Here is a 25,880-nt window from a genome sequence, read left to right as displayed (position 1 = left end):
GACTGTACCCTGTGCAATGGATGCAAACCTTGGGTATAGCGGGCAATTGGACAAAGTCAACATGCCTGGACGGGCAATGGGTTCACGATGCGTTATGATTAGTGCTGCCTAGCAGCTAGGGATGTTCACCAGACGAAAGTAATGGTTTACGAGGTAGTCACGTATCTTCGCGTCAGCACTAGCGCTCAAGAAAAATCAGGTCTGGGGCTGGAGGCGCAACGCGACTATGTGCAGGCAGCTGCGCGTCAGCAGGGGTGGATGACCGTGGCGGAGTATATTGAAACCGTAAGCGGTACGATTGCCCCCCTGATCGTCCTCAGTGTAAGGCTGCACTTGCTCTGGGCCTGCCGTTGCTGGTTGCGAAGGTAGATCGGATAAGCCGGGACGTCGAGCACATTGCAGGTCTAATGAAGCGAGCAACTCTGAAGGTCGCGCCTATGCCTCACGCTGATAATTTCCAGCTACATCTGTTCGCGGCCCTGGCACAGCAAGAGCGGGAATTTATTGCGGGTCGTACGAAGGACACGTTGGCCGCGCTAAAAAGGGACGCAGATAGCGGGAAGACCGAATCAATAAAAAAGGTCGCCAACTGTGCAGCCACATTGAGGCGCGGCCGCACTGATCAAAATCGGGCAAAGGCACGACAGTCCCTGGTCACCCATGCAAGTCCGCCGCGTTATGCTGTCGTTAGGCCTAAGCTTTGGTGTGCCATGACACCTACTACGGCAAAAGCCTGCTTCTGAATACCCAACAACCATCCCATTTCCCGCATTCGTACCACTGCCACCAATGCCCAAGCGGCACGCTGGTGAAGCGTCGGTTATTGTGGTGCCGCTGAGTGCTCAAACCATCATGGCTTAATGGCCCATCTATGACCCGGATGGTTGCGCAAGCTTCATCCATAGCATTTCGCAATAAAGCGACCATATCGTGAAATAATAAGCCTTCCGCTCAGGTCTTCAACCAATATAGCGCCGCCTGCCAAACCAGTGGCCCCAATGCCAACACTCCTACCCCCAGCAAACCCATCCAGTGCCGTTGCTGACTCCGCTTTAGCGCCTGCCGCAGATCGCTCACCTGCAACTGCTGATCCGACAGAGTTTTACAGGCTGCGCCAAGCTCAGCCACAAGCTCTTCGACTGACTGCGTGAAGCTCTCACCCTGTGCCTGAATTGACTGTTCCAGAGTCTGGCAAGTCGCCTCGACCTTCTCGGTGACCAATTTGTGCATATGGCGAACCGCAACCAGCCCCTGCTTGGCCGAGGCCGCAACAGACTGCTGAGCTCGATTCAGTTGCGCGGTGAAATTTTCATCCATTTGCCTCAGTGTCTGCTGTTGCGCGTCCACATTCGATGCCAGCAGGCCTTTCAGCACAGCCAGCTGTTCATGCAAGGCTGACTGCTCTTGCGCCAACTGTGCATGACCTGCTTCACAGGCCTCACGCGCTTGCTCCACCGCGAGCTGACTGTGCTGGGTAGACGCCTGGAGGGCCTGCTGGACCTCGTCAATCTGCGCGACGAAGCGCTCGTCCAAATGCTCGACAGCCTGTTGCTGCGCAGCTACAGCGGACTCAAGCATCTGCACGCTGGCTTGCAGCTTTTCTTCGAACACCTTGTCGAGGGCGATCAGTCGCTCACGCAGAACCGCCAGATCCAGCGCCAACTGCGCATCGTCTGCCTGCAAGGCCTCACGTGCCTGCTCAACCGCCAACAGGCCCTGCTGGGCCGTCACCGCAACCGACTGCTGCAACACTGCAACCTGTGCCACAAAACGCTTATCCAGCCCCTGCACAACCTGCTGCTGAGCAGCCAGGCTGAACTCTAGTGCCTGCGCGCTATTTTGCAGTTGCTGCTGCAGATGCCCTTCAAACACTGTCAGTTGTTCACGCAGCGCTACCTGTTCATGCTGACGCTGGGTATCCTGCGCGACTAAGGCCTCCTGCACGCGCTGCTCGGTGGCTTGCCAATATTGATCGCGTGCTGCCAGCCCCTCAGACAATTGGGCCAGGCAATCCTCGCTAGACACTTGCAGGCGATGATCGACGCTGTCGCTCAGCCGCTGGTTAGCTTGCTGGATGCTCTTTTCGGCCTCAGTTACGCGCACAACGCAACCGACCAGTTTCTGTGCTTGCTCCTGGCTGATGCCTTTAGCTTGCAGCAAGCCTTCGTTGGCTGCATTGATTGCGTGCTGTTGCTTTTCTAGAAGCAGCTGTTGCTGGAAAATCTTTCCGTTCTGCTCCGTTAGCGTATCGGCCTGGTTTTTCAAGACATGCTGCTGTTGCTGCAGTACACCTTGCTGGTCATACAGCATCTTGGAGATCGCGGTGTTGACGATCAGTAACTGCGAAGACTTCTGTGTCAGGCTGCCAATCGACTTGTTCAAGTCCAGCTGTGCGTCCTGCACCGCATCCGCTCTGTCATTCAGCAAGTTACCAAACCAGTTACCTTCCTTCTGCTCGCGACGGGCACGTTCAAGCTTGCTTGCGGTGGACTGCACCGATGCCTGAGCGTCGGTCATCCCTTTCACCAGTTCTTTGATATTGCTCTCTCGAACAATCTGCTCCGGCACACTCACCGAAGAGAAAGCCTCGACAATCTGTAGATCCTGCCGCGAGGCCGTACGGTTGTTCATTTCCATATTCAAAGCGTTCCCAGAAAATCTTCGATATCACGCTGGCTCGATGCGATGTACTCGATCGTTGCAACGCTTTTCGCGACCTGCTCGTGGGTCTGGGTGACTGTCCGCTCAAGGCTGGCCAGGGTAGCGTCCGCCATACGACCCGCAGACCCGTAGGCTTGTCCGATACCTTGGTAGAGCACGATCGATTGGTTATAGGCCCCGACATTGCGCAAGGAGCTATCCGACAGCTCAAGCAGCCCATGGGCAAAGACCTCACCACTGCGGGCACCACTGATCAGCTCATCCATAAAGCGCTCATCGTAGCCGTGGCGATCGAATAGGCAGTCGATCTGATAGGCAATGAACGCCGACAATAATCCGCTCAGTGTGCCGATCAGTGCTGAAGACAGAATCTCGGCCACCGGTAGCAAAAACGGGACGCTGGCGATAAAGGTTTTCACGGTTTCCTGCAGCAGCAGGCCCACCGATGACATCACGACCGCACTTAGCAATTTCAGGCCTTCTTGCAAAGCCTGCTCTGCAGTGAGGTGCGCCGGGGGAAACAGAATGATCTTGAAGGCTTTGAACAGCCCAATGAGCCCTTCGCGGATGACGGTGACAAAGCGTTTTGCCGTCGATACGAAACCGTTCAGCACAAAGGTCAGCAAGTTGCTCATAAAGCCACTGAGTCCGCCCTGGAACAGCTGAGAGATGGCATCTGGGATTTTCTTTAGCACCCGCGCCATCACGCCCGCCAGGCGCTGACGAATCTCGTCGAACAGCGTTTTGCCCTGTTCGACGCCGTGCTTGATCAGCGTCTTGATTTCATTGAACAGGCCGTTGACCAGTTCATTGAGCAGCACACCCAAGGCCTGTCGCAAGCCCATCTGCGCCGCCTGCTGAAAACCGGTTTTAAGCACCTCGCCGGTTTGCTTGACGAGAATGGCCCGGTTCGCCGTACGTTCAAGATATTGCTCCGAACGTGCCTTGGCGGCGCTCATCCGCTCGCGGTCGAGGTCAAGACGTTCGGCCTGGGTTTGGCCATCGACCACTTCATCAGCAAATTCCAGAATGTCTTTGGCGCGCTTGGGGTTGTTAACTTCCCGATGGGTCGCAACCAAGTTCTCGGTGTTGTTCGCCACTTCGCTCAGGCGATCAAGGTTTTCGCCAGTGTTGTAGGCCAGATGGTTTTTGCGCGTACCGTGGATTTTCTTCAAGGCCGTGACATGGTCGGCTTCCAGATGGGCAGGATCGACCTGTTTGCCAGTATAGCCGTCGACCCCTGGGGCCTTGAGGTTGTCTTTGACACTCTGCTTGATATCTTTGAGCTTGCTGCGGTCGTAGGCCTCACGGGAAGCCGCATAAGTTTTCTGGTCTTTCTCGGCCACATAATCGGCGCCCGCGTTCTCGAAATTGTGTACCGTGGTGACATTGCCACCATTGCGGTCTTCGAACATCGCGGTAGACAAGCCAAACGGCCCGATGATCTGGGCAATCACCTGCTGCTGGCAATCGTTGAATAACTTCTGCAGACGCTGTTCCTTCAACTCGGTCAGGGTCGGTTGCATACCTGTTCCTTGAAAAAAATGGGGGCTGAGGCGCCGTTAAAAAAACCGGGAAAACCAGGCTAAGAAGTGCACATCGACAATACGACGTGCGCCATCATCGTGCCATACCGTAATCACCTGCCCAGGCACACCCGCCGTCGCGGGAGCCAGGTCCAGGCAGAGGTAGTCGCCACTGCCATTACTGGCAAAGGGAATCCAGCCAGGATGCCACCAGTAGGCCTGTACGCCTGGGCCAGGCTCGACACCTTTGTTGAACCCGGTACTGGCAGACTGCTGTTTCCAGAAGTGCCAGGCATCAAGTATTCGTGCGCAGGACAGCCACCGGAAACTGTTCAGCAGTGGCTCGCTGTTACCCCGTTGACCGTCATGTCCGCGCAGGGCGTCAAGGAACGCCTCCGGCAAACTGACCCCCAGCGTGCTTTGCAGATGCTGGAGGGTCTTGGCAGACGCAGGGGGGTTCAGATCAGCCAGCAGGGCGGGTCTGTGCGCGCGCAATGACGCATCCAATTGGGGCCATGCAAGGGTCATCGAAGAGTCCTTCAGCGGCGTCAATATGCAGAACAGCGAAGGCACGCGCCGCTCTGACCTGGAGCATTTATCGGCTGCACAGGCTGAGGCTTGAATCGCTTTGGCTGTTCTATCGTCACGAGAACGGCACGGCGTTACAGGCCGCGTGGTCACGGATGTCGTACACTTGCGCCTCTGTCACCGGCGAGCCGTTCTGTTCTTCCCGGGCGCGTAAGCAGCATCTGCCTTTGCAGCACGCGGTCGCTCGACAGAGAGTGCGCAGATAATTTCATGGCCGGATCACAACCGCGAGGGTCTGGACAACTCAGCGCGAGGTAAAGATTTTGTACGCTTTTATTGCGCCAGAGGTTAAGGCGTCGAGCATCCAGTTCAGCTCATAAACCGTGAGCTGGATAGCTTCTTCTGGTGCGTCCGAGAAAATATGAAAGCGCTCGGCTTCGAGGTGCTTGGTAACCGTCTGGGGAACTTCTTTCTCAAGCCACAACCCGTACCGGAGCGCGATTATGTGGTTGCGGAGCCTTTGGTCTGCGGATTATAGGTTTTTTAGCAGCTCGCAGGCGTCAGCCCACGAATACGCTCCTTCCAAAGGGCTGTGCTCGAAGACCATCAAGTAGCGGTAATCTCGGCCTGCACACCTTTCCCAATACTTCCCAAGTTCGATTTTCGCGCTGGAGTCTGAGTTGTCCCGGTCACTACCCTTCGTCTCCAACAGGATGACGAGACTTGAGCGCAGTTTCAGAACGAAATCAGGGTAGTGGTTGATCGGGCCATTCAATACGAAGCCACGACCGCTTGAGTTCCTATGCCACCAACGGACGTTTTCACAGTCCGACAGGAATTCGGACATGCGCTCTTCAAGACCATTGCCCTTCTCTTCACGAACGTACAGAGAGTTCTCTGCCGCAAGTGAAGCGTTCTGCCGTGGAGCAATCTCCATTGGCAGTTGATAGGAAGGTCGTGTGTCCACCTTGTTCAGGTCGATCCACTGCACACCTATGCATCAAATCTATCTAGCCTACGATCAGTAGGCCGCAACCTGATTATGGAACGGCAACCACCATGCCAAAACCTCCGAAAGCTTCATGAGTGCAGGCGCGATCCCTCGGGTCCATCGCTATCAAGGGTATTGATCTGATCAATGAGCAAGTAAGCACTGCCCCTCATTGCCTGCATCACGTACGGCCGATGCCGCTAGAAACCTTCAGTTATTCCTCTAGTGGCGTAAACCGGTAATCGGCAGCCGACGCGCTGGCCAAACTCTCGCAAAGAAGGCAAAAATTTTACGTACTATCCCTACGTACAATGGGCAAGATCCAAAAACTAAAAACCCTCGCAAATCAATGACTTGCGAGGGTTCTATTCGTATGGCGGAGAGATAGGGATTTGAACCCTAGGTGCCATTGCTGACACAACGGATTTCGAATCCGTCCCGTTCGACCACTCCGGCATCTCTCCAATGGCGCGCATGATAGCAGCAGTTTCATTCGAGGCGAAGCCCCTTTTTGAAAAAAACCGCGTGCTATCAGGCGTTTGCGCGAGCGTTGCGCTTAGAGCGACACGCCAAGGCGTTGGGCGACTTCCTCGTAGGCTTCGATCACGCCGCCCAGGCCCTGGCGGAAGCGATCCTTGTCCATCTTCTTGCGGGTTTCCTTGTCCCATAGACGGCAGCCGTCGGGGCTGAACTCGTCGCCCAGGACGATCTGGCCGTGGAACACGCCGAATTCCAGCTTGAAATCCACCAGCAGCAGGCCGGCATCGTCGAACAGTTGGCTCAGCACCTCGTTGACCTTGAGCGACAGCTGCTTCATGGTCGCCAACTGCTCGGCGGTCGCCCAGCCGAAAGCGATCACGTGGGATTCGTTGATGAAGGGGTCGCCCATGGCGTCGTTCTTCAGGAACAGCTCGAAGGTGGATGGCACCAGTTGCTTGCCCTCCTCCACGCCCAGGCGCTTGACCAGACTGCCCGCGGCGTAGTTACGCACCACGCATTCCACCGGGATCATGTCCAGCTTCTTCACCAGGCATTCGTTGTCGCCCAGCAGGCGGTCGAACTGGGTCGGCACGCCAGCGGCTTCGAGCTTCTGCATGATGAACGCATTGAACTTGTTGTTCACCATGCCCTTGCGGTCGAGCTGCTCGATGCGCTTGCCGTCGAAGGCCGAGGTGTCGTTGCGAAACAGCAGGACCAGGCGGTCGGCGTCGTCGGTCTTGTAGACCGACTTGGCTTTACCACGGTAGAGTTCTTCGCGTTTTTCCATGATGGGCTCCGCTAACTGTAAAGGGGCCAGACGGTGGGCGACACCGTTCGCCGGTGCCGTACACAGCCTAGGCGATATGCCGCCAATCGAGCCCTGAGGCCTGATCCGCCAGTTGCAGCCAGGCTGGGTCGCACCCTAGGGTATCGACGAAGCACTGCCTGGCGCGTTCCGGCAGGTTGTTCTTCTGGCTGAGGTGGGCCAGCACCAGGTGCTGCAGGCCCTGCCATCCCAGCTCGGCCACCAGGCCGGCGGCCTGATGGTTGTTCAAATGTCCCCGGTCCCCACCCACCCGTCGCTTCAAGTGGTACGGGTAAGGCCCGCCCGCGAGCAGGTCGCGGCAATGGTTGGACTCGCCCGTCGCTTCAAGTGGTACGGGTAAGGCCCGCCCGCGAGCAGGTCGCGGCAATGGTTGGACTCGATCATCAAGGCGTCGAGGCCGCTGTAGTGATTCATCACCTTCGAGCACCAGGAGCCCAGGTCCGTCAGCAGGCCGAAGCGCCGCTTGCCGTCGCTGAACACATACTGGGTGGGCTCACGGGCATCATGAGCCACGCCCACCACCCGTACGTGCAGGTCGCCCAGGTCGAAGGCGTCGCCGCAATGCACCAGCCGCGCCGGCAGCACCGGTTTGCGCAGGCCGCTGTGGGTGCCCTGGCTCAGGTAGACTGGCACATTGTAGCGGCGCGACAGCAGCTCCACCCCGTGTACATGATCCGCATGCTCATGGGTGACCAGCACCGCCTTCAACTGAGCGGGATGCACCCCCAGCAAAGCCATGCGGCGCTCGGTTTCGCGCAGGGAAAACCCACAGTCCACCAGCACCAGGGTGTTGCCACTGGCGACGAGCGTGCCATTCCCTTGGCTTCCGCTTCCGAGAACGGCGAAGCGCACTTAGCCCAGGTTGTCCTGGATCACACTCAACACACGACGCGCCACATCGGCCGGCGCCACGGTGTTGATGTTCTTCTCGACGGTGACCTGCACCGCCTCGCCCACCTTGCTCAGGCGAACCTGATAGCGCTCGGCGCGGGCCTCGAGTTCTTCCTTGCTAGGCTCATGACCGAACAGCCGGCCGAAGAAGCCTGGCTTGTTGTCTTCCGGCCGACCGCCCTTCTCCGCCAGGTTGATGTAGTACAGGCCCAGGCTGCGGTTGATATCCTCGACGCGCCACTGGCCACCCTGCTCCAGGGCGCGACCGACGCTGGACCAGGCGCGATCCAGGTCTGCGCCCACGGTAAGGATCGGGTTGCCACTGCCGTCTTCGGTCATGGCCACCTGGCTTGGGGCGTCGAAGTCACGCGCCGCCACCAGGGACACGGAACCGCCCTTCTCGGCGCCACGGGTCAGGCTCGACAGCATTTCGTCCACCAGGGTGGCGTCCACCCCGCTGGTGGTGCGTGCCGGGAAGCCCACGTCTTCGCCGCTGCCGGCGGGACGCTGGGCGCTGACCACGTAGATTTCACTGGTGTTGCGCTGAACGCCAGGCTCTACCCGGACCTGCAGGCGGATGTCGCCGTTCACGTCAGAACTGCCGCGCAGGCGCTGGGCCAGGTCACCGGCCAGGCTGTCGAACGGCTGCCAGGCCGTGGTGAATTCACCGGTCTGCACGCTTTCGCGGTCGATACGGAAGCCGTTGTCCTCGAAGAACTGGCGCGCCAGCGGCCAGGCCTCGGCGGGCGGGCGCTGGGCCAGGATCCAGCGGCTGGCCGCGCTTTTCTGCAGGGTGAAGTCGCCACTTTCGGCCACCGTCGACAGCGGCTGCGGGCGGGGCACTTCATAGTCGTTCAGGGCGGTGTCGTCGGCCACGTTGCGCGGGATCGGCAGCAGTGGGTCCAGGCGCTTGGCGGTGCTGACACCCTCCGGAAGGTTCATCGGCTCGGTGCGCCGGGCCTCCAGGTAGTCGTTGCCACGGTCACGGAAATAGCCGTGCTCACCCCAGAGCCAACCGCAGCCACTGGTACTCGAAATAATGACAGCAAGGGCGGAAAGACCAGCCAAGCGCTTCATGCGTTGTACTTCCTCACTCAAACCAGAACGCCGGACTGGCGCAGGGCCTGCCGCACGGGGTCTTGACAGGTTTCGCTCAACCAGGTGAGCGGCAGGCGGATGCCTTCGGCCATCAGGCCCATTTCATGTAGCGCGAATTTCACCGGGATCGGATTGGCCTCGAGGAACAGATTCCTGTGCAGCGGCATCAACTGCTCGTTCAACGCCCGTGCGGTTTGCCCGTCGCCGCGCAGCGCGGCGGCGCAGAGATCGGCCATGGCCCGGGGCGCCACGTTGGCAGTGACCGAGATGTTGCCCTTGCCGCCGAGCAGGATCAGCTCCACGGCGGTGGGATCATCGCCGGACAGGAGCATGAAGTCGTCGCTGACGCGATCGAGGATATCCCGGGCGCGCTGCAGGTCGCCGGTGGCCTCCTTGATGCCGACGATGTTGCCGACCTTCGACAGGCGAGCCACGGTATCAGCCTGCATGTCGCAGGCGGTGCGGCCCGGCACGTTGTAGAGGATCTGCGGGATGGCCACGGCTTCGGCGATGTGGCGGAAATGCTGGTACAGGCCTTCCTGGGTCGGCTTGTTGTAGTACGGGGTTACCAGCAGGCAGGCGTCGGCGCCGGCGGCCTTGGCGTTGCGGGTGAGCTCCACCGCCTCGCGGGTGGAGTTCGCGCCCGTGCCGGCGATGACCGGGATGCGCTTGTTCACCTGCTCGACCACTCGGCGAATGACGTCGATATGCTCGTTCACGTCCAGGGTAGCCGATTCACCGGTGGTGCCTACGGCAACGATGGCATCGGTGCCGTTTTCCAGGTGGAAATCCACCAGCTTGCTGAGGGCGTCCCAGTCGAGACTGCCTTCGGCATCCATCGGGGTGACCAGCGCCACCATGCTGCCCGCGTACATGCAACCGCTCCTGCCGGAAAAAGAGAGCGGTAATGGTACTGGCGCCACCGACCTTGCACAAGCGACGCCATGGTTTCGAGCATTCCCACCGGCGGCGGTTTTCGCTACCCTTGGCCCTTTGATCGAGACAGGCGGCCACCGCCGCCCAGCGCCGCTTCGTCGCGCGCCAGGCCCGTGGGCTCAGCGCTCGCCCGGCCATGGGCTGGGCGCTCCAGGCGCCCGCCTGCCTCGACCGCTCATCGCTTTAGGAAGGCTGCATGTCCACCCCACCCGTTCGCGAACAATTTCTCGTCCTTACCGCCATGGGGCGCAACCCCATGGAGCTGACCAACGTCCTGTGCCGGGCCAGCCACGACAGCCGCTGCTCGGTAGTGACGTCCAGGCTCACCCGCCACGGCGAATTCAGCGCGCTGGTGCTGCAGATTTCCGGAAACTGGGACGCCCTGGCCCGCTTCGAGGGCGTACTGCCCGGCCTGGCCAAGCGCCACGATTTCCAGGTAAGCGTAGTGCGCAGCTCCACTCTTGAAAGCCGGCCACAGTCGCTGCCCTACGTGGCCTACGTGAGTTCGGCCTATCGCCCGGACATCATCAACGAGCTGTGCCAGTTCTTCATCGACAACAACGTGGAGCTGGAAAACCTCACCTGCGACACCTACCAGGCGCCGCAAACCGGCGGCCTGATGCTCAACGCCACCTTCACCGTCACCCTGCCCGCCGGCGTGCAGATCAGCTGGCTGCGCGACCAGTTCCTGGACTTCGCCGACGCCTTGAACCTGGATGCGCTGATCGAGCCCTGGCGCCCACAGAACCCCGTATAAGGACCTGCCATGGCCGTCGCCCTCGACCAGCCCGTTCCGGACTTCACTGCCCAGGCCACCTCCGGGCAGGCCATCACCCTCGCCGGCCTGCGTGGCCGCAAGCTGGTGCTCTATTTCTACCCGAAGGACAGCACCCCCGGCTGCACCACCCAAGGGCAGGGGTTTCGCGACCTGCATGAAAGCTTCGAGGAGGCCAACACCGTGGTGCTGGGCGTTTCCCGGGACGGCATGAAGTCCCATGAGAATTTCAAGGCCAAGCAGGGCTTTACCTTCGAGCTGATCAGCGACAAGGACGAAACCCTTTGCCAGCTGTTCGACGTGATCAAGCTCAAGAAGCTCTATGGCAAGGAATACCTGGGCGTGGATCGCAGCACCTTCCTGATCGACGAACAGGGCGTGCTGCGTCGGGAATGGCGCGGCGTGAAAGTCCCCGGCCATGTGCAGGAAGTGCTGGCCGCCGCCCAGGCCTTGTAGGGAGCGGCGAAGCTGCCGGAGCCAGCCATGAGTCGGTCATGCCTTCCGGCCCATCGCTGGCTGGCGCCAGCGTCGGTGGCATCGCGCCGGTACCTACAGCAAGGGCGCCACGCCGCCCTGGTTTCGGGGCCAGGCTTCCAGCACGGCCTTGACCAGGGTAGCCAGGGGAATGGCGAAGAAGATGCCCCAGAAGCCCCATAGCCCACCGAACAGCAATACCGCGCAAATGATCGCCACCGGGTGCAGGTTCACCGCCTCGGAGAACAGCAAGGGCACCAGCACATTGCCGTCCAGGGCCTGGATGATGCCGTAGACCACCATCAGGTAGATGAACTGGTCGCCCCAGCCCCATTGGAACAGCGCGATCAACGCCACCGGCACCGTGACTACCACCGCGCCCACATAGGGCACCACCACCGACACGCCCACCAGCAGCGCCAGCAATGCCGCGTAGTTCAGGCCAAGGGCGATGAACGCGATATAGGTGGCTATGCCGCAGATGACGATCTCGATCACCTTGCCACGGATGTAGTTGGCGATCTGCCGGTTCATTTCCTGGGCCACCCGAGTCAGCAAGGCCCGCTCACGAGGCAGGTAGCCGTTAATCCACTGGCCGATCAGCTCGCGGTCTTTCAGGAAGAAGAACACCAGGATGGGCACCAGTACGCAGTAGATCATCAGGTTGACCACAAACGGCAGGCTGGAAAGCGACAGGGTCAGGGCCCACTGGCCGAACTTGCCGATTTGCCCCCGGGCGGCCTCGATGGCGGCCAGCACCTGCTCGTCGGTGACGACCTGGGGGTAGCGCTCGGGCAGCAGCAACAACAAGGACTGCCACTTGGCCAGCATGCCGGGCAGTTCGTTGAACAGGGTAATGATCTGATGCCACAGCAGCGGCACCAGGACCAGCACCACCAACGCCAGCAGGCCCATGAACAGGGTGAACACAAGGCCGACCGCCATGGCCGGTGGCATTCGCCAGCGCTCCAGTTGCGCCACCAGGCCATGCATCAGGAACGACAGCACCATGGCCGCCAGCACGGGCGCCAGCATGCCGCCCACCGTCAGCACCACGGTGAAGGCCAGCACCAGCAGCAGCACCAGGACCACGGCCTCCTCGTCGGAGAAGTAGCGCTGGGTCCAATCCCTGAACAACTTGAACATGCAAGATCCTTGGTGGGTCAGTTTTTCCGAAGCCAGTAGGTATAGGTGCCCGCTTCGGCGGTTTCGCTCAGCAACGGGTTGCCGGAAAGCTTGGCAAAGGTGCGGAAATCTCGCTGCGAACCTGCATCCGTGGCGACCACTTTCAATACCGCGCCTTTGTCCAGGCCATTGAGGGCCAACTTGGCCTTCAACAAGGGAAGCGGACAATTCAGACCGCTGGCATCCACTTCGGCGTCACACTCAATTTCTCCACCCATTGCTTCCCTCACGGACAGTTCACTCATTCATGGTTTCGCTGGCAATGCGCAGCCCTGCGCCCAGAGTACAGAAGTGTTGGGAATTCTTCAGGCGCGATCTCCCATGGCGGCCTCTGGCGCCATGCCCTTGTGGCGTACCCCCAGGCATCGCTACAGTACCCTTTTGCCGCCCAGAGTTTCGTGCATGACCCTTCTGCGCCCTACGCTGTTGGCCCTGGCCTGCCTGCTTGCCCTTCCCGTCCACGGCGACGACCTGCCCTCCTTGGGCGATGCCAGTTCGGCGATCGTATCCCCGCAACAGGAACATGACCTGGGCCGAGCCTGGCTGAGCATGCTGCGCTCGGAGGTCAAGCAACTGCCGGACCCGCAGCTCAAGGATTTTGTGGAAACCAGTGTGTACCGCCTGGCTGAAACCAGCCAGGTGCAGGACAGGCGCCTGGAATTCATCATCATCGACAGCAAGGAACTGAACGCCTTCGCCGCCCCCGGCGGGATCGTCGGGGTCAACGGCGGGTTGTTCCTGGGCGCGGAGACTGAAGGTGAATACGCCGGCGTGTTGGCCCACGAACTGGCTCACCTGTCGCAGCGTCACTTCGCCCGCGGGCTCGAGGAGCAACAGCGCATGCAGGTGCCGATGATGGCAGCCCTGCTCGCTGGGGTGGTCATGGCTGCCGCCGGCGCGGGAGATGCGGGCATGGCTACCATTTTCGGCAGCCAGGCGGCGGCCATCCAGAGCCAGCGAGGGTTTTCCCGACAGAACGAAGCGGAAGCCGACCGCATCGGCCTGCTCAACCTGCAAAAGGCGGGCTACGACCCGCGCAACATGCCCAACATGTTCGAGCGCCTGGCCCGGCAGTACCAGTTCGCGGCCAAGCCGCCGGAGTTTCTGCTCACCCACCCGGTAACCGAATCGCGTATCGCCGATACGCGCAACCGCGCCGAACAGTCACCCAGGGGCGGCAAGGAAGACAGCCAGCTCTACCAACTGATGCGCGCCCGGGTGCAACTGATGTACGAGGAGACTCCGGGGGTCGCGGCCAAGCGCTTCCGTGCCCAGCTCGACGAGAATCACGGCAACGACGTCGCCCGCTATGGCCTGGCCATCGCTCAGGTCAAGGCCGGGCAGCTCAACGAAGCCCGGGAGAACCTCAAACCGCTGATCGCCAAGGCGCCGAACGATCTGACCTACAACCTGGCCCAGGTCGACCTGGACATCACCAACAACCGACTCGCCGACGCCCAGCAGCGGGTCGATCGCCTGCTGCCCCTCTACCCCGGCAGCTATCCGCTCAACCAGGCGCGCATCGACCTGCTGCTCAAGCAGGGCCGCACCGCCGAAGCCGAGAAAGGCCTGGATGCATTGCTCAAGGCACGTCCGAACGATCCTGATGTCTGGTACCTGGTGGCCGATACCCGGGGCCAGAACGGCAACATCATTGGCTTGCATCAGGCACGGGCGGAATATTTCGCCCTGGTCGGCGATTTCCGCCAGGCGATCCAGCAGTTGGACCTGGCCAAGCGTCGCGCGGAAAACAACTTCCCCCTGGCCTCGCGCATCGATCAGCGCCAGAAGGAGCTGATGGATCAGGAACGCGCGGTCAAAGACATGATGCGTTGAACCGGCGATGCCCGACCGGGCGGCAATCTCGGCTCATTCACGCTCAAGCTGGCCGTTTCGCCAACTTGAGCAATGCTTAAGGCTTGAACTGAAGGAGAACCCCATGCCCATCCGCACCCTCGCGCTTATCGCCCTGTTCGCCGCCAGCCCGCTCTACGCGGCCGACAGCGACTCGCCGCTGGCCCAGGACCGGGGCAAGGCGAGGCCGCTGCTGGTGTATTCCAAGACGGGTACCGACCAGCCCCTGGTGGATGAGGGCAAGGCTCTGCAAGACCCTGGGCTGAAACAGCGTGATGTGGTGGTCTACAAGGTGGTGGGCCTGGCCGGGGAGCGTAACGGCAAGCCTCTGGACACCCAGGCGACCATGGCGTTGATCCGTGAACTCAATCTGGGCGCCGGCACCCAGGCCAAGCTGGTGCTTGTAGGCAAGGACGGCGAGAAGAAACTGGAAAGCACCACGCCGCTGAAGCTGGACGAAGTCTTCGCCACCATCGACCAGATGCCCATGGCGGAAAAGGAAGCCGCCGCCGCGGCGCCAGCCCCCGCCCCGGCGCCCGCCGAGAACGGAAAAGCCAAGGGCAAGCCAGGCAAGGCCCCAGCGGATCTGGAGGATTGAGGCAAGTGGGCGATTGAACCAACCTCCGGTCGCCGCCAAGGCGGGCTGCTACAGCGATGCATTATCCTTCAACAACCCAATCACTCCCTCGGCCAGCCCGGCCGCCTCGGCGTCATTGAGCGTCAAGGGCGGCAGCAGGCGCAGCACCGTGCCATGAGTGACGTTGATCAGCAATCCTCTGTCGGCCGCGAGGCTGGCCAGGCTCGGGATTGGGGCATCCAGCTCGATGCCGATCATAAGCCCCTTGCCACGCACGTCCCGGATGCCTGGCTGGCCCAACAGCGCTGAGCGCAAGGTTGCCAGTAACCACGCGCCCTGGCGCTGGGCGTTGCGCACCAGCCCTTCCTGCTCGATCACGTCCAGCACGGTACAGGCCACCCGGCAAGCCAAGGGGTTGCCGCCAAAGGTGCTGCCGTGACTGCCGGGCGTCAGCAAGGCCGCGGTGCGGCTACGTGCCAGGCAAGCACCAATGGGAATGCCGGCTCCCAGGCCTTTGGCCAATGTCAGTACATCCGGGATAGCGTTTTCCGCCTGGTAAGCGAACCATTGTCCGGTGCGGCCCAGACCCGTCTGCACCTCGTCGAGCATCATCAACCAGCCCTGGCGATCACAAAGTGCCCGTACACCACCCAGGTAGCCGGGCGGCGCCGGGTATACGCCGCCCTCCCCCTGTACCGGCTCCAGCAACACGGCGACTACTTGCTGCCCATGCGCCTGGGCCACCGCCTGCAAGGCGCCCAGGTCTCCAAAGGGTACGCGAAGGAAATCATCGGCACATATACCGAACCCCAGGCGCATGCCGGTGCCACCGCTGGCCGCGAGAGTAGCCAGGGTACGCCCATGGAACGCACCCTCCATAACCACGATGCGCGGCTTGTCGATGCCCTTGTACCAAGCATTCAACCGCGCCAGTTTCAGCGCGGCCTCGTTGGCTTCCGCCCCTGAGTTGGCGAAGAACGCAGCGTCCAGGCCGCTCAGGCTGGTCAGGCGCGCCGCCAGCTGGTGTTGCCAGTCGATCCGGTAATGGTTGGAGGTATGCAAGACACGTCCGGCCTGATCCTGGATAGCCGCCACCACGGCAGGATGGCAGTGCCCCACCGAGGTCACCGCAACGCCACTCATGGCGTCCAGGTAACGCGTGCCGGCCGTGTCCCAGAGCCAGGCGCCCTCGCCACGTTCGAAACTCATCGGCAGCCGGTTGTAAAGCGACATCAGGGGTGCGGCAGTCATGGCAAGGCTCCTTTCCTTTGAAGGCTTGCAGTATCGTTAGCGCACCGGGATGGATAAACGACCATCCGCTTCAATCATTTATAAGCCGGGCTTGATAATGGATGTATTGCTGGCGATGTCTGTGTATGTGCAAGTCGTGGAAAAAGGAAGCCTGACCGCGGCGGCGCAGCAGTGCTCGATGTCCACCACCATGGTGGGCAACCACTTGCGGGCGTTGGAGCAACGTCTCGGGGTCAGCCTGTTGCAACGCACCACCCGCCGCCAGCGCCTGACAGAGTTCGGCGCGCAGTACTATCAGCGCTGCGTGGAAGTGCTGGGGCTGGTGGACGCTGCCGAGCGTCTGGCCGAACAGGCCCAGGCCGAGCCTTCGGGCCGCCTGCGCATCACCGCGCCGCTGACCTTCGGGGTCGAGCGTCTGGCACCAGCACTGGCCGAATACAACTTGCGCTACCCCAAGGTGCGCCTGGATGTCGTGCTGAGCAACCAGCGCCTGGATCTGCTGGAAAACGGCTTCGACCTGGCGATCCGCCTGGGCAACCCCGATCCTGCCAACGGGGTCATCGCCCGCCCGCTGGAGGACTACACCCTGACCATTTGCGCCGCGCCTGATTACCTGGCGCGCCGAGGCGTGCCCTTGCACCCGGCGGACCTTACCCGGCATGAGTGCCTCGCGTTCGCCTACCCGGCGGGGGACGACTGGCGTTCGGTGGAAAAGGAATGGCGCCTGCAAGGCCCGGAAGGCGAGGTGGTGGTACCGGTAAGCGGCGCCCTGACCCTGAACAGCTCGTCGGGGTTGCACCAGGCGGCACGCGCTGGCATGGGTATCGTGATGATGCCCGATGCGCTGGTCGCCGAAGACCTGGCCTGTGGCCGCCTGATGCCCTTGCTTGGAGGCTACCGCCTGCCACGGCGGCCCATGAACCTGCTGTACGCCAGTGATCGCTATCGCCTGCCGAAAATCCGCAGCTTCGTGGAATTCGCCCTGGAACATTGGGCACACTGAAGCACCCGCGTTCTGGCACAGCTGCCGGCAACCCATTAATCTTCCCCAGCCGCCCCTTTGTGGAACTCCGCGACCATGCTCAACCTGCCCGCCCCTGCCCTGCTCTGGAGCCTGGCGCTGCTGCTTGCCGACCTGGTGCTCTGGCAATGGGCGCCCTTCGCGCACCAGGCGGCGCGGGTCGGTGTCCGCCTGGCGCTCTTCCTGGGCTATAGCGCGGTGATCATGGCCAGCGGTATCAGCCCCCTGCTGCCGCCGCCCTGGCCGGAACAGAACCTGTGGAACCTTGCCGCCATGGGGCTGGCCATTATCTGGTGGCTATATGGCGCGCGCACCTTAAGCGAAGTGCTGGGAGTAATCCTGACCCGACGGATCGGCCACAGCGGCAGACTGCTGCGCGATGTGCTGGGAGCGGTCGTCTTCCTGATCGCCGTGGTGGCGGCCGCGGCCTATGTGCTGCAACTGCCGGTCAAGGGGCTGCTGGCCACCTCTGGCGCGGTGGCGATCATCGTCGGCCTGGCGTTGCAAAGTACCCTGAGCGACGTATTCTCCGGCATCGTGCTCAACACCACCAAGCCCTATCAGGTCGATGACTGGGTGGCCATCGACGGTACCGAAGGCCGGGTGGTGGACATTGACTGGCGGGCCACGCACTTGCTGACCACCGCGGGCGCTACCGCCGTGGTGCCCAACTCAGTGGCGGCCAAGGCGCGCATCGTCAACTTCAGCCGTCCGGCCGGGCGTCATGGAGTATCGATCAGCATCAATGTGCCCAACCGCATAAGGCCCGGGCGCGTGCTCGAAGCCCTGGAGCGTGCCTTGCGCGGCAGCCATGCCCTGCTGGCGGACCCCGCCCCCAAGGCGCTGGTCAAGGACGCCGGCGAGGACACCACCGAGTACACCGCCAGCGGCTTCATCGCCACCCTGGCCAACAAGGGCGAGGTGCGCAACCAGCTGTTCGACCTGGCCCATCGGCATCTGGAGGCGGCGGGCATCACCGATCACAGCGGCACGGGCGAGGCCGGCGCGGCGGCCTCGCGTAAACGCAGCCTGCTCGACGAAGTGAAAGTGTTCCGCGCCTTGGCGGCCAGCGAGAAAGACCGCCTCGCCGAGGCCCTGCAGGCACGCGAAGTGCCGGCCGGGCAAGTGATCCTGGACATCGGCGAAGTGCCGCAAAGCCTGTACCTCATTGGCGCGGGCGTAGTGAGCGCGGCCATCGCCAATGGCGATGCGCTTCTCGAAGCAGGGCGCATGGGCCCAGGCGAAGTCATGGGCGAGCAGAGCATTCTCGAAGACACCCCTTCCCAGGCTCGCTTCACAGCCCTGACCTCCTGCACGCTCTACAGCCTGGACAAGGGCCTGACGCAGGAATGCATGAAGGCCCGGGTGGAGGTGAGCAAGGCCTTGCAGAAATTGCAGGCGGTACGGCGCCAGAATAGCCAGTCCCTGCTGCTGCAGCGGCCGGCGCCGACCCGCAAGGGTGGGTTCCTGGGCTGGTTGCAACGCCACTAGGCACCTGGGGTCGACTGAAGCCGACGCGCTCGACACGACCGCCTGAACTCCGCCAAAGCCCCGGCTTCCAAACTGATGCAGGCCGCGCGCAGCGAGGCCCGCCGTGCCACCAGGGAGAGACACACCATGCCGCAAACCTGTGCCTGTCCACAATGCAAGGCCTTGGCCGATCCATCCATTGTCCGCCATGGACGCACTTACTGCAGCCGGGCCTGCGCCGATCGACACCCGGACAAGCAGCCCTGCCCGCGCTCGGATTGCTATTGCGAACACGCGGTGCTCGAAGAAGACGAGCGTACAGCTGTCGCTGGCACACATTGCCCTGGCGCCGCCTTGACCTGACCAGCCGTCGCGCTCCAGCGGCGTGCGCCTCTGGCGACCGCTCCAGGGTCTACGCTCAAAGTAGTCAGGCAGCATTTTCCAGACAAGGCCACGCAATATGGGCGTTTTATGGAAGCACGATTCCGAACCTAGAAAAGCGAGCCTCGATAGCGCGGACACCTCCAAGAGCGGCAGTGGGCAGGGTCGCCGCACCACGGTTGTCTTCCTGGCCCTGGCGGCGCTGCTGATAGTCGCCGCGGCGGTAGCAGCGCGCTGGGAAATGCAGAACGCCCGGTTGCAGGCCACCTGGCTATCCCGCTGGGCCGCCACCCTTACCTATGCACCCGGCCCGGGCCCTAGCGACCACATCATTTACCCCTCTGCCGGCCCGTTCGACAAACGCCTGGGCTATAGCGAACTGGACAGCTACGTCAGCCGCCTGCTTGAGCGCAACTACGCCGTCCAGCGACAGATGCGCTTTTCGCCTGCGTTGATGGATTACACCGAGCGGGGCCTGTTCGTGCCCTACGCTGAAAAACCCCAGGCCGGCCTGCTGATAAAGGACGCCACTGGCGCTCAGGTGTACCGCTTCGATTACCCTCAGCAGCTGTACCGCCGTTTCGAGGACATTCCACCGCTGGTGGTCGATAGTTTGCTGTTCATCGAGAACCGGCACCTGCTCGACCCCCATCCCGTCACCCAGAACCCGGCGGTGGACTGGCCACGCTTCGCCAAGGCCGCCTGGAGCCAGTTGGCCCACGCCCTGGGCTTGCCTGGGCAGTCGGCCGGCGGCAGCACCCTGGCGACCCAGCTGGAAAAATACCGGCATTCCCCCGATGGGCTGACGGCTTCGGGCCTGGAAAAACTGCGCCAGATGTTGTCGGCAAGCGTGCGCGCCTACCAGGAAGGGCCGGACACCTTGCGCGCCCGCCAGCGCATCGTGCGCGACTATCTCAACAGCGTGCCGCTCTCGGCCGTGCCTGGCCATGGCGAGGTCCATGGCCTGGCCGAGGGCCTGCGGGTGTGGTACGGCGCCGATTTCGACAAGGTCAACCAGGCCTTGCTGGGCCAGGATGCGCAGACCAAAGGCTTGGCGCTGCGTCAGGTGTTGTCGCTGATGATCGCTCAGCGGCGGCCCTCGCACTTTCTTACCCGCGGCCATGACGAACTGGACGAACTGACAGCCGCGCACCTGCGTCTGCTTGCCGCCCAGAAGGTCATAGACCAGGGCCTGGCCAAGGCTGCCCTGGCCAGTCGGCTGCGCTGGCGGGACTGGGCCAAGGAGCCGACCTGGGAACCCTATGCCAACGACAAGGGAGTGATGGTTGCGCGCAGCCGCCTGGCAGGCTTGCTGGGCGTGCCGTTGTACGACCTTGACCGATTGGACCTCAGCGCGACTACCAGCCTGGATGCGCAGTTGCAAACCCAGGCTACCGCCTACCTCAAGCGCCTCGCCGACCCGGCGTTCGCCCAGGCCGTAGGGTTGTTGGGTGAGCGTTTGCTGACGCCCACCAGTACCCGGGAAGTGAAGTACAGCTTTACCCTGTTCGAAAACACGTCCAAAGGCGCCCAGGTGCGGGTGCAGACCGACAACACTGACCAGCCTTTTGACATCAACGAGGGCAGCAAGCTCGAACTGGGGTCCACCGCCAAGCTGCGTGTGCTCACTAGTTACCTGGAGGTCATCAATGAGCTGTACGACCGCTACGCAGGTAGACCTGCGGCCCAGCTCCACAAAGTGCAGGTCGACCCGCAAGACCGCCTCACCCGCTGGACTCTTGATTACCTGCTGGCTCACCCCGGCACAGACTTGCCCGCCGTGCTGGATGCCGCCTTGGAGCGTAAATATTCGGCCAACCCCGGCGAGCGCTTCTTCACCGGTGGCGGCCTGCACACCTTCCACAACTTCCGCCGTGAGGATGACGGCCGCAGCCCGACCTTGAAGGAGGCACTGCGTGAGTCCATCAATCTGCCGTTCGTGCGACTGATGCGCGACCTGGTCCGCTACAGCATCTACCAGGCGCCCAACAACAGCGCCGAGTTGCTCAAGGACGACAGCAATCCCCAGCGGCAAGCGTACCTGGCCCGCTTCGCCGACCGCGAAGGCACCGAATACCTCCGGCGCTTCTGGCACAAGTACGCCGGCAGGGACACTCAGGCCCGGGTAGAAACCTTCCTGGATGACCTGCGCATCACCCCGGTTCGCCTCGCCGCGGTACACCGCTACCTTTATCCTCAGGCTGACCTGGCCACGTTCGAACGATTTGTACGCCAGCACTGGACCCGCACGCCTCTGAGCGACAAGCGCCTGGCGCAGATGTATGAGCGTTATGGGCCCGGCGGCTATGACCTGCCGGACCAAGGCTACATTGCTCGGGTTCACCCTCTGGACCTGTGGCTGCTCGGCTACCTGCTGCAGCACCCCGAAGCCCAGTGGCCGCAGGTCGTGGAGGCCAGCCGCTTCGAGCGTCAGGAGGTATATGGCTGGCTGTTCAAGAGCCGGCACAAGGGCGCCCGGGATAGCCGCATCCGCACCATGGTCGAGATCGAGGCCTTCTCCGATGTGCATCGCCGCTGGCAACGGCTGGGCTACCCGTTCGACCATCTGGTGCCATCGCTGGCCACTGCCCTGGGTAGCTCGGGTGACCGCCCCGCTTCCCTGGCCGAACTGATGGGCGTGATTCTCAACGATGGCGTTCGCATGCCCACCGTGCGCATCGACGACCTGCTGTTCGGCCAGGGCACGCCCTACGAGACGGCGCTGATCACCCGCACCGACGGTGGCGAGCGGGTGCTGTCTTCGGAAGTGGCCAACGCCATGCGCCAGGCCCTGGCCCAGGTGGTGGATGCCGGCACCGCGCGGCGCGTGGCCGGCAGTTTTACCCAGGGCGATGGCACGGCACTGGCCATGGGCGGCAAGACAGGCACCGGAGACAACCGGATCGAGAGCTTTGGCAGTGGCGGGCGCCCGTTGGGCTCCCCGGCCCGCCACCCCACCGCCCCCTTCGTGTTCTATCTTGGCAACCGCCCTTTCGGCACCCCCCCCGCCCACGTCCCCGGACAGGCCCCCGGCGGGGGGGGGGCGGGATTTTTCCCCGGGGGGGTGGGCCGGGCCCGGGCCGGGGGGGGAAAGACGGCCCCGGGAAACACCGGGACGGAGGTTTTGGGGGGGGGGGGGCGCTTGTGGGCCCCCGGGCCCCCCACCCCCCCCGCCACTTTCGTGTTCTATCTGGGCAACCGCCATTTCGGCACCCTCACGGCCTACGTCCCTGGACAGGCCTCAGGCCGGTTCAGCTTTACCTCGGCATTGCCGGTGCAGGTACTCAAGGGCATGGCTCCTTTCCTCAGTCTTTATCTGGCGCGTGCCTCGACGAAGCCCACCCCTACGGTTATGACGGCGCTGTCCCACGGTACCCCCTCTTTTCCCGTCTCCGATCATCGGTCAGGCAGACACTCTGTCGACGATCGGTAAAACATATCTGTAGACGATTCTAAAGATATATCTTAGTCTTCGCTCGCACTTAAAGAGAGAACGACATGAGACCCCAACTTCCCCCCCACGACGGCCTCGAGCGTGGCCGTGGCCGAGAGCGTGGCAGCCGAGGCGGCCGAGTATTCGCCCCTGGCGATCTCAAGCTGCTGCTGCTGTCGCTCCTGGCCGATCAGCCCTGCCATGGCTATGACCTGATCCGCCGCATCGAAGCCATGTTCGATGAGGCCTACAGCCCTAGCCCGGGGGTTATCTACCCTACCTTGACCTTCCTCGAAGAAAGCGACCTGATCACCAGCACCGCTGAAAATGGGAAGAAACGCTATAACGCTACTGACGCTGGTCGTTCATGGCTGAGCGAACAGAGCGTAGCCCTGGATGGCATCCGCACACGGATCGACGTCAGCAAACGCGCCCTGCGCGGGCAGGAACGTCCTGCTCCTATCCAGGAAGCGGTAAACAACCTGCGCCACGCCTTGCAGCTGCAGCAAGGGCGTTGGAGCGACGCCGAAATCCTGCGTGTGCGTGACCTGCTCAACGCTACCGCCCGCGCCATCGCCGATGGCCCCATTGCACAGGACTGACCCATGACCAAAGGCCCAGAATCCCCCGTACGCCGTGTGATGCATGAAATCAAAAGGCGCAAGCTCAACGTGCTTCGGGTCACCGAGCTCACTCCTCGGATGCGGCGCATCACCCTGGGCGGCCCGGAGCTGGCCGGTTTTCTCAGCCAGGGCAGCGACGACCACATCAAGCTGTTGTTCCCGCGCACTCCGGAAGAAGAAGCCGCCTTGCAAACCCTGGTCCTGGGCAAAGACAGCGAAGGGCCCAAGCCGGCCATGCGCGACTACACCCCACGCCGTATCGACCTGGCTGCCGGCGAACTGGATATCGATTTCGTGATCCACGGAGACGGCCCCGCCTCGACCTGGGCGGAGCAGGCCAAGGAAGGCGACACCCTGTACATCGGCGGTCCTCGAAGCTCACTGATCGTCGATGACGTATTCGACAGTTATCTGCTCATTGGCGATGAAACAGCCCTGCCAGCCATCGGCCGCCGCCTGGAAGAGTTGCCGGCCAACCGTCAGGTGCTGGCCGTGGTCGAGATCGAGAACGACGCCGAACGCCAGCCGCTTCTCGAGCGGGCCGGCATCGAAGTAATCTGGGTGAACCGCCGACAACAGGATCTGGAGCAGGTGATCAAGGGCCTGAGCCTGCCGCCCGGCCAGCTCTATGCCTGGATCGCCACCGAGGCGGGGCTTTCCCGCCGAGTGCGACGGCTGCTGCTGGAGGACTTCCAGCTCAACGAAGAACAGGTCAAGGCTGCCGGCTACTGGCGGCGCGAGGAAGACACCCCTGCCTGAGCCCCAGCCAGCGGTCCAGCGCCACCAGGGCCAACCCGCCGAGGCAGAACACACCCAGCAGGCCCAGCGCGTTGAGCGAAGCCCGGGCCAGCCCCAGCTCGCTGGCATCGATGAAGGGGTATGGCCATACCCCTATCGACCAGCCGCGCAGCAAGGTAAAGCCGTACCAAGCCAGCGGGTAGCAAGCCCATTGCGCAACCTGTACCGCACGCAGCCGCCCCTTGGGCAGGCAATGCCACCAGAACAGCACGAAGGCCGGTGGCAGCAGGTTGTGCAAGAGCGCGTTGGCCAGCCACTGCAGGCCCTCGGGCGCCCAGAGCCGACTGAGCAATAGCTGATAGGCCACCGCGACCAGGGCAATGCTGACCGAGGCGCAACCCGCCGCTGAAGGCGTACGCAGCGACACCCCCAGCGCGGTGGGCCGTGGCCAGGCATGAGCGCTGCAAACACCGGCCGCCAGGATATTGCTCAGCACGGTGAAGTAGCTCAGGTAGTGTACCGCTGCGCCCACCAGGCTGGCTTGCATCGCCCAGCGTGCCTGAAGGATGAGCCACAACTGCAGCGCCAGGGCGAACCAGCCCAGGACGGCCAAGGTGGCGGCAATCGTCCTGCCCCTCACCATTGCTGCCCCTCCATTGTTACGAAGCGGACAAGACTGTGTCTTTGCCGCGGCGCTTTGCCACAGGCGCGGATATCTATATCCTCCCCGCCCCGCTGACTGAACCCATTCAGCGTGCTTGCCATAACCATTAGAAAGACTGCCTTAAATGCCTGCTATCACATCCCGCCGCGACGGCGGTACCTTGCTTTGGGTGGCCAGCGCCACTGCGTTGTCGGCCTGCCTGTTCGCCATGCCCGCGTCTTGCGCGGACATGTTCGACGCTGATTCGCCCTGGATGTTCGGAGACTGGAACGGTACCCGTTCCGGCCTGGCCGAGCGTGGCTATGATTTCAAGCTCGACTACGTCGGCGAAGCGGGCGCCAACCTCCATGGCGGCTATGACCACGACCACGTCACCCGCTACAGTGACCAGCTGGCTCTGGGCGCTCACCTGGACCTGCAAAAGATACTCGGCTGGCAGGGCGCGGACTTCCAGGTCACGGTCACGGACCGTAACGGCGACAACATCACCAACGACCGTATCACAGACCCACGCGTGGGCGGGTTCACCTCGGCCCAGGAAGTCTGGGGGCGCGGCTCGATCTGGCGTCTGACCCAGCTCTGGTACCGGCAGACTTTCCTCGACGGCAAGCTCGACATCAAGGCGGGTCGCTTCGGCGAGGGCGAAGACTTCAACAGCTTCCCCTGTGACTTCCAGAACCTGGCCTTCTGTGGCTCCCAGGTGGGTAACTGGGCGGGCAGCATCTGGTACAACTGGCCGGTGAGCCAGTGGGCCTTGCGCGTCAAATACAACCTCACCCCTGAGTTGTATGCGCAGATCGGCGCCTTCGAGCAGAACCCGAGCAACCTGGAAAACGGCAACGGCTTCAAGCTCAGCGGTAGCGGCACCCAGGGCGCGGTGATGCCCATGGAGCTGGTGTGGACGCCACGCGTAGGCAGCCTCCCGGGCGAGTACCGGGTGGGCTACTACTACAGCAGCGCCGATGCCACTGATGTCTACAAGGACAGCCACGACCAGGCCGCCGCGCTCAGCGGCGAAACCTATCGAAGCGCTTCCAGCAAGCATGGTTTCTGGCTGGGCGCGCGCCAGCAACTGACCAGTCTGGCCAGCGACGGCTCCCGCGGCCTGAGCGTGTTCGGAAACATCACCCTGCACGACAAGAAAACCAACGCCATCGACCAATACGTGCAAGGCGGCCTGGTCTACAAAGGCTTGTTCGATGCCCGCCCAGCCGACGATATCGGCCTGGCGCTGGCGCGCATTCACGTCAACCCGGCCTATCGGCACAACGCCGAGGCAGCCAACCTGGCCAACGGCGTGGCGGACTACGATGACCTCGCCTACCTGCCGGTGCAGCGCACGGAATACAGCGCCGAGCTCAATTACGGGCTACACCTGACCAACTGGCTCACCGCGCGCCCAAACCTTCAATACATTCGCCATCCCGGTGGTGTAACAGAGGTAGACGATGCCTGGATTGGTGGATTGAAGTTCATAGCCTCCTTCTGACCAACGCG

Annotated in this window: 24 protein-coding genes, 1 tRNA gene and 1 pseudogene; 13 read left to right on the top strand and 13 right to left on the bottom strand. The window is 62.4% G+C overall.

The window, feature by feature from the left end:
* Positions 1–141 precede the first annotated feature (141 nt).
* Positions 142–369: a recombinase family protein gene (locus tag BN1188_RS22180; protein WP_052469278.1), complete on the top strand. Its 228-nt coding sequence runs from the start codon at positions 142–144 to the stop codon at positions 367–369.
* On the top strand, positions 351–743 hold the full coding sequence (locus tag BN1188_RS22175) for a recombinase family protein (RefSeq protein WP_325062742.1): 393 nt from the start codon (positions 351–353) through the stop codon (positions 741–743). Before BN1188_RS22180 ends, BN1188_RS22175 begins: the two co-directional genes overlap by 19 nt.
* Positions 744–951: 208 nt before the next feature.
* Here BN1188_RS22175 and BN1188_RS13925 read toward each other — a convergent pair whose 3' ends face one another.
* The 9 genes and pseudogenes from BN1188_RS13925 to dapA form a co-directional block, all read right to left on the bottom strand.
* On the bottom strand, positions 952–2,631 hold the full coding sequence (locus BN1188_RS13925; RefSeq protein WP_148485257.1) for a coiled-coil domain-containing protein: 1,680 nt from the start codon (positions 2,629–2,631) through the stop codon (positions 952–954).
* Between the two features lie 8 nt (positions 2,632–2,639).
* Complete coding sequence (locus BN1188_RS13920) at positions 2,640–4,187, bottom strand: hypothetical protein (RefSeq protein ID WP_040262053.1); 1,548 nt, start codon at positions 4,185–4,187, stop codon at positions 2,640–2,642.
* A gap of 36 nt (positions 4,188–4,223) precedes the next feature.
* Complete coding sequence (locus BN1188_RS13915; protein WP_040262052.1) at positions 4,224–4,715, bottom strand: SMI1/KNR4 family protein; 492 nt, start codon at positions 4,713–4,715, stop codon at positions 4,224–4,226.
* Positions 4,716–5,247: 532 nt separating this feature from the next.
* The gene (locus BN1188_RS13905; protein ID WP_148485256.1) at positions 5,248–5,706 is read right to left on the bottom strand and encodes a hypothetical protein; all 459 of its coding nucleotides are present in this window, start codon (positions 5,704–5,706) and stop codon (positions 5,248–5,250) included.
* A gap of 374 nt (positions 5,707–6,080) precedes the next feature.
* Positions 6,081–6,170 (bottom strand) — tRNA-Ser (locus BN1188_RS13900).
* 92 nt (positions 6,171–6,262) lie between these two features.
* Positions 6,263–6,973 carry a phosphoribosylaminoimidazolesuccinocarboxamide synthase gene (purC, locus tag BN1188_RS13895; RefSeq protein ID WP_040262049.1) on the bottom strand — a complete coding sequence of 237 codons (711 nt, stop codon included), beginning with the start codon at positions 6,971–6,973 and terminating at the stop codon, positions 6,263–6,265.
* A 67-nt stretch (positions 6,974–7,040) separates the two neighbouring features.
* Positions 7,041–7,864, bottom strand: a pseudogene (locus tag BN1188_RS13890) (MBL fold metallo-hydrolase).
* A complete protein-coding gene (gene bamC, locus BN1188_RS13885) occupies positions 7,865–8,980 on the bottom strand; it encodes an outer membrane protein assembly factor BamC (protein ID WP_040262048.1) in 1,116 nt (371 codons plus the stop codon). It lies immediately after the preceding pseudogene.
* A gap of 17 nt (positions 8,981–8,997) precedes the next feature.
* Positions 8,998–9,876 (bottom strand): 4-hydroxy-tetrahydrodipicolinate synthase, encoded by an 879-nt coding sequence (gene dapA, locus BN1188_RS13880; RefSeq protein ID WP_040262047.1) that lies wholly within the window; start codon positions 9,874–9,876, stop codon positions 8,998–9,000.
* A gap of 257 nt (positions 9,877–10,133) precedes the next feature.
* On the opposite strand from dapA, the gene BN1188_RS13875 reads away from it, so the two are divergent.
* Together BN1188_RS13875 and BN1188_RS13870 are read left to right on the top strand one after the other, a co-directional pair.
* Positions 10,134–10,694, top strand: a complete 561-nt coding sequence (locus BN1188_RS13875) for a glycine cleavage system transcriptional repressor (protein WP_040262046.1) — start codon at positions 10,134–10,136, stop codon at positions 10,692–10,694.
* Between the two features lie 9 nt (positions 10,695–10,703).
* Entirely contained in the window at positions 10,704–11,168 is a 465-nt protein-coding gene (locus BN1188_RS13870) for a peroxiredoxin (protein ID WP_040262045.1), read from the top strand.
* A 93-nt stretch (positions 11,169–11,261) separates the two neighbouring features.
* Here BN1188_RS13870 and BN1188_RS13865 read toward each other — a convergent pair whose 3' ends face one another.
* Positions 11,262–12,332: an AI-2E family transporter gene (locus BN1188_RS13865; RefSeq protein ID WP_040262044.1), complete on the bottom strand. Its 1,071-nt coding sequence runs from the start codon at positions 12,330–12,332 to the stop codon at positions 11,262–11,264.
* Between the two features lie 17 nt (positions 12,333–12,349).
* Positions 12,350–12,589, bottom strand: coding sequence for a sulfurtransferase TusA family protein (locus BN1188_RS13860; RefSeq protein WP_040262043.1), 240 nt, complete (start codon positions 12,587–12,589; stop codon positions 12,350–12,352).
* 184 nt (positions 12,590–12,773) lie between these two features.
* Here BN1188_RS13860 and BN1188_RS13855 point away from each other — a divergent pair, with 184 nt between their 5' ends.
* Both BN1188_RS13855 and BN1188_RS13850 read left to right on the top strand, forming a co-directional pair.
* Positions 12,774–14,207 carry a M48 family metalloprotease gene (locus BN1188_RS13855; RefSeq protein ID WP_040262042.1) on the top strand — a complete coding sequence of 478 codons (1,434 nt, stop codon included), beginning with the start codon at positions 12,774–12,776 and terminating at the stop codon, positions 14,205–14,207.
* Between the two features lie 103 nt (positions 14,208–14,310).
* Positions 14,311–14,823 carry a DUF4174 domain-containing protein gene (locus tag BN1188_RS13850; RefSeq protein ID WP_040262041.1) on the top strand — a complete coding sequence of 171 codons (513 nt, stop codon included), beginning with the start codon at positions 14,311–14,313 and terminating at the stop codon, positions 14,821–14,823.
* A gap of 48 nt (positions 14,824–14,871) precedes the next feature.
* Here the strand turns inward: BN1188_RS13850 and BN1188_RS13845 are convergent, their stop codons facing one another.
* The gene (locus tag BN1188_RS13845) at positions 14,872–16,053 is read right to left on the bottom strand and encodes an aspartate aminotransferase family protein (RefSeq protein ID WP_040262040.1); all 1,182 of its coding nucleotides are present in this window, start codon (positions 16,051–16,053) and stop codon (positions 14,872–14,874) included.
* Between the two features lie 97 nt (positions 16,054–16,150).
* Here BN1188_RS13845 and BN1188_RS13840 point away from each other — a divergent pair, with 97 nt between their 5' ends.
* From BN1188_RS13840 to BN1188_RS13815, 6 genes are all read left to right on the top strand, one after another.
* Positions 16,151–17,056, top strand: a complete 906-nt coding sequence (locus BN1188_RS13840; protein WP_040262039.1) for a LysR family transcriptional regulator — start codon at positions 16,151–16,153, stop codon at positions 17,054–17,056.
* Between the two features lie 75 nt (positions 17,057–17,131).
* Positions 17,132–18,565 (top strand): mechanosensitive ion channel family protein, encoded by a 1,434-nt coding sequence (locus BN1188_RS13835; protein WP_040262038.1) that lies wholly within the window; start codon positions 17,132–17,134, stop codon positions 18,563–18,565.
* A gap of 75 nt (positions 18,566–18,640) precedes the next feature.
* Positions 18,641–18,907: a hypothetical protein gene (locus tag BN1188_RS13830; RefSeq protein ID WP_325062741.1), complete on the top strand. Its 267-nt coding sequence runs from the start codon at positions 18,641–18,643 to the stop codon at positions 18,905–18,907.
* Between the two features lie 97 nt (positions 18,908–19,004).
* Positions 19,005–22,358: a transglycosylase domain-containing protein gene (locus BN1188_RS13825; protein WP_052469276.1), complete on the top strand. Its 3,354-nt coding sequence runs from the start codon at positions 19,005–19,007 to the stop codon at positions 22,356–22,358.
* A gap of 65 nt (positions 22,359–22,423) precedes the next feature.
* Complete coding sequence (locus BN1188_RS13820) at positions 22,424–22,960, top strand: PadR family transcriptional regulator (protein WP_040262037.1); 537 nt, start codon at positions 22,424–22,426, stop codon at positions 22,958–22,960.
* Between the two features lie 3 nt (positions 22,961–22,963).
* The gene (locus BN1188_RS13815) at positions 22,964–23,740 is read left to right on the top strand and encodes a siderophore-interacting protein (RefSeq protein WP_040262036.1); all 777 of its coding nucleotides are present in this window, start codon (positions 22,964–22,966) and stop codon (positions 23,738–23,740) included.
* Here the strand turns inward: BN1188_RS13815 and BN1188_RS13810 are convergent.
* Positions 23,694–24,362 carry a Pr6Pr family membrane protein gene (locus BN1188_RS13810; protein WP_040262035.1) on the bottom strand — a complete coding sequence of 223 codons (669 nt, stop codon included), beginning with the start codon at positions 24,360–24,362 and terminating at the stop codon, positions 23,694–23,696. The genes BN1188_RS13815 and BN1188_RS13810 overlap by 47 nt on opposite strands.
* A gap of 145 nt (positions 24,363–24,507) precedes the next feature.
* On the opposite strand from BN1188_RS13810, the gene BN1188_RS13805 reads away from it, so the two are divergent.
* On the top strand, positions 24,508–25,872 hold the full coding sequence (locus BN1188_RS13805; protein WP_040262034.1) for a carbohydrate porin: 1,365 nt from the start codon (positions 24,508–24,510) through the stop codon (positions 25,870–25,872).
* Positions 25,873–25,880 lie beyond the last annotated feature (8 nt).

Origin of the sequence: Pseudomonas massiliensis (assembly GCF_000826105.1) — a bacterium.
GTDB lineage: Bacteria > Pseudomonadota > Gammaproteobacteria > Pseudomonadales > Pseudomonadaceae > Aquipseudomonas > Aquipseudomonas massiliensis.
Note: the sequence above shows the minus strand (reverse complement) of the source record. Positions and strands in the feature narration are given on the sequence as shown.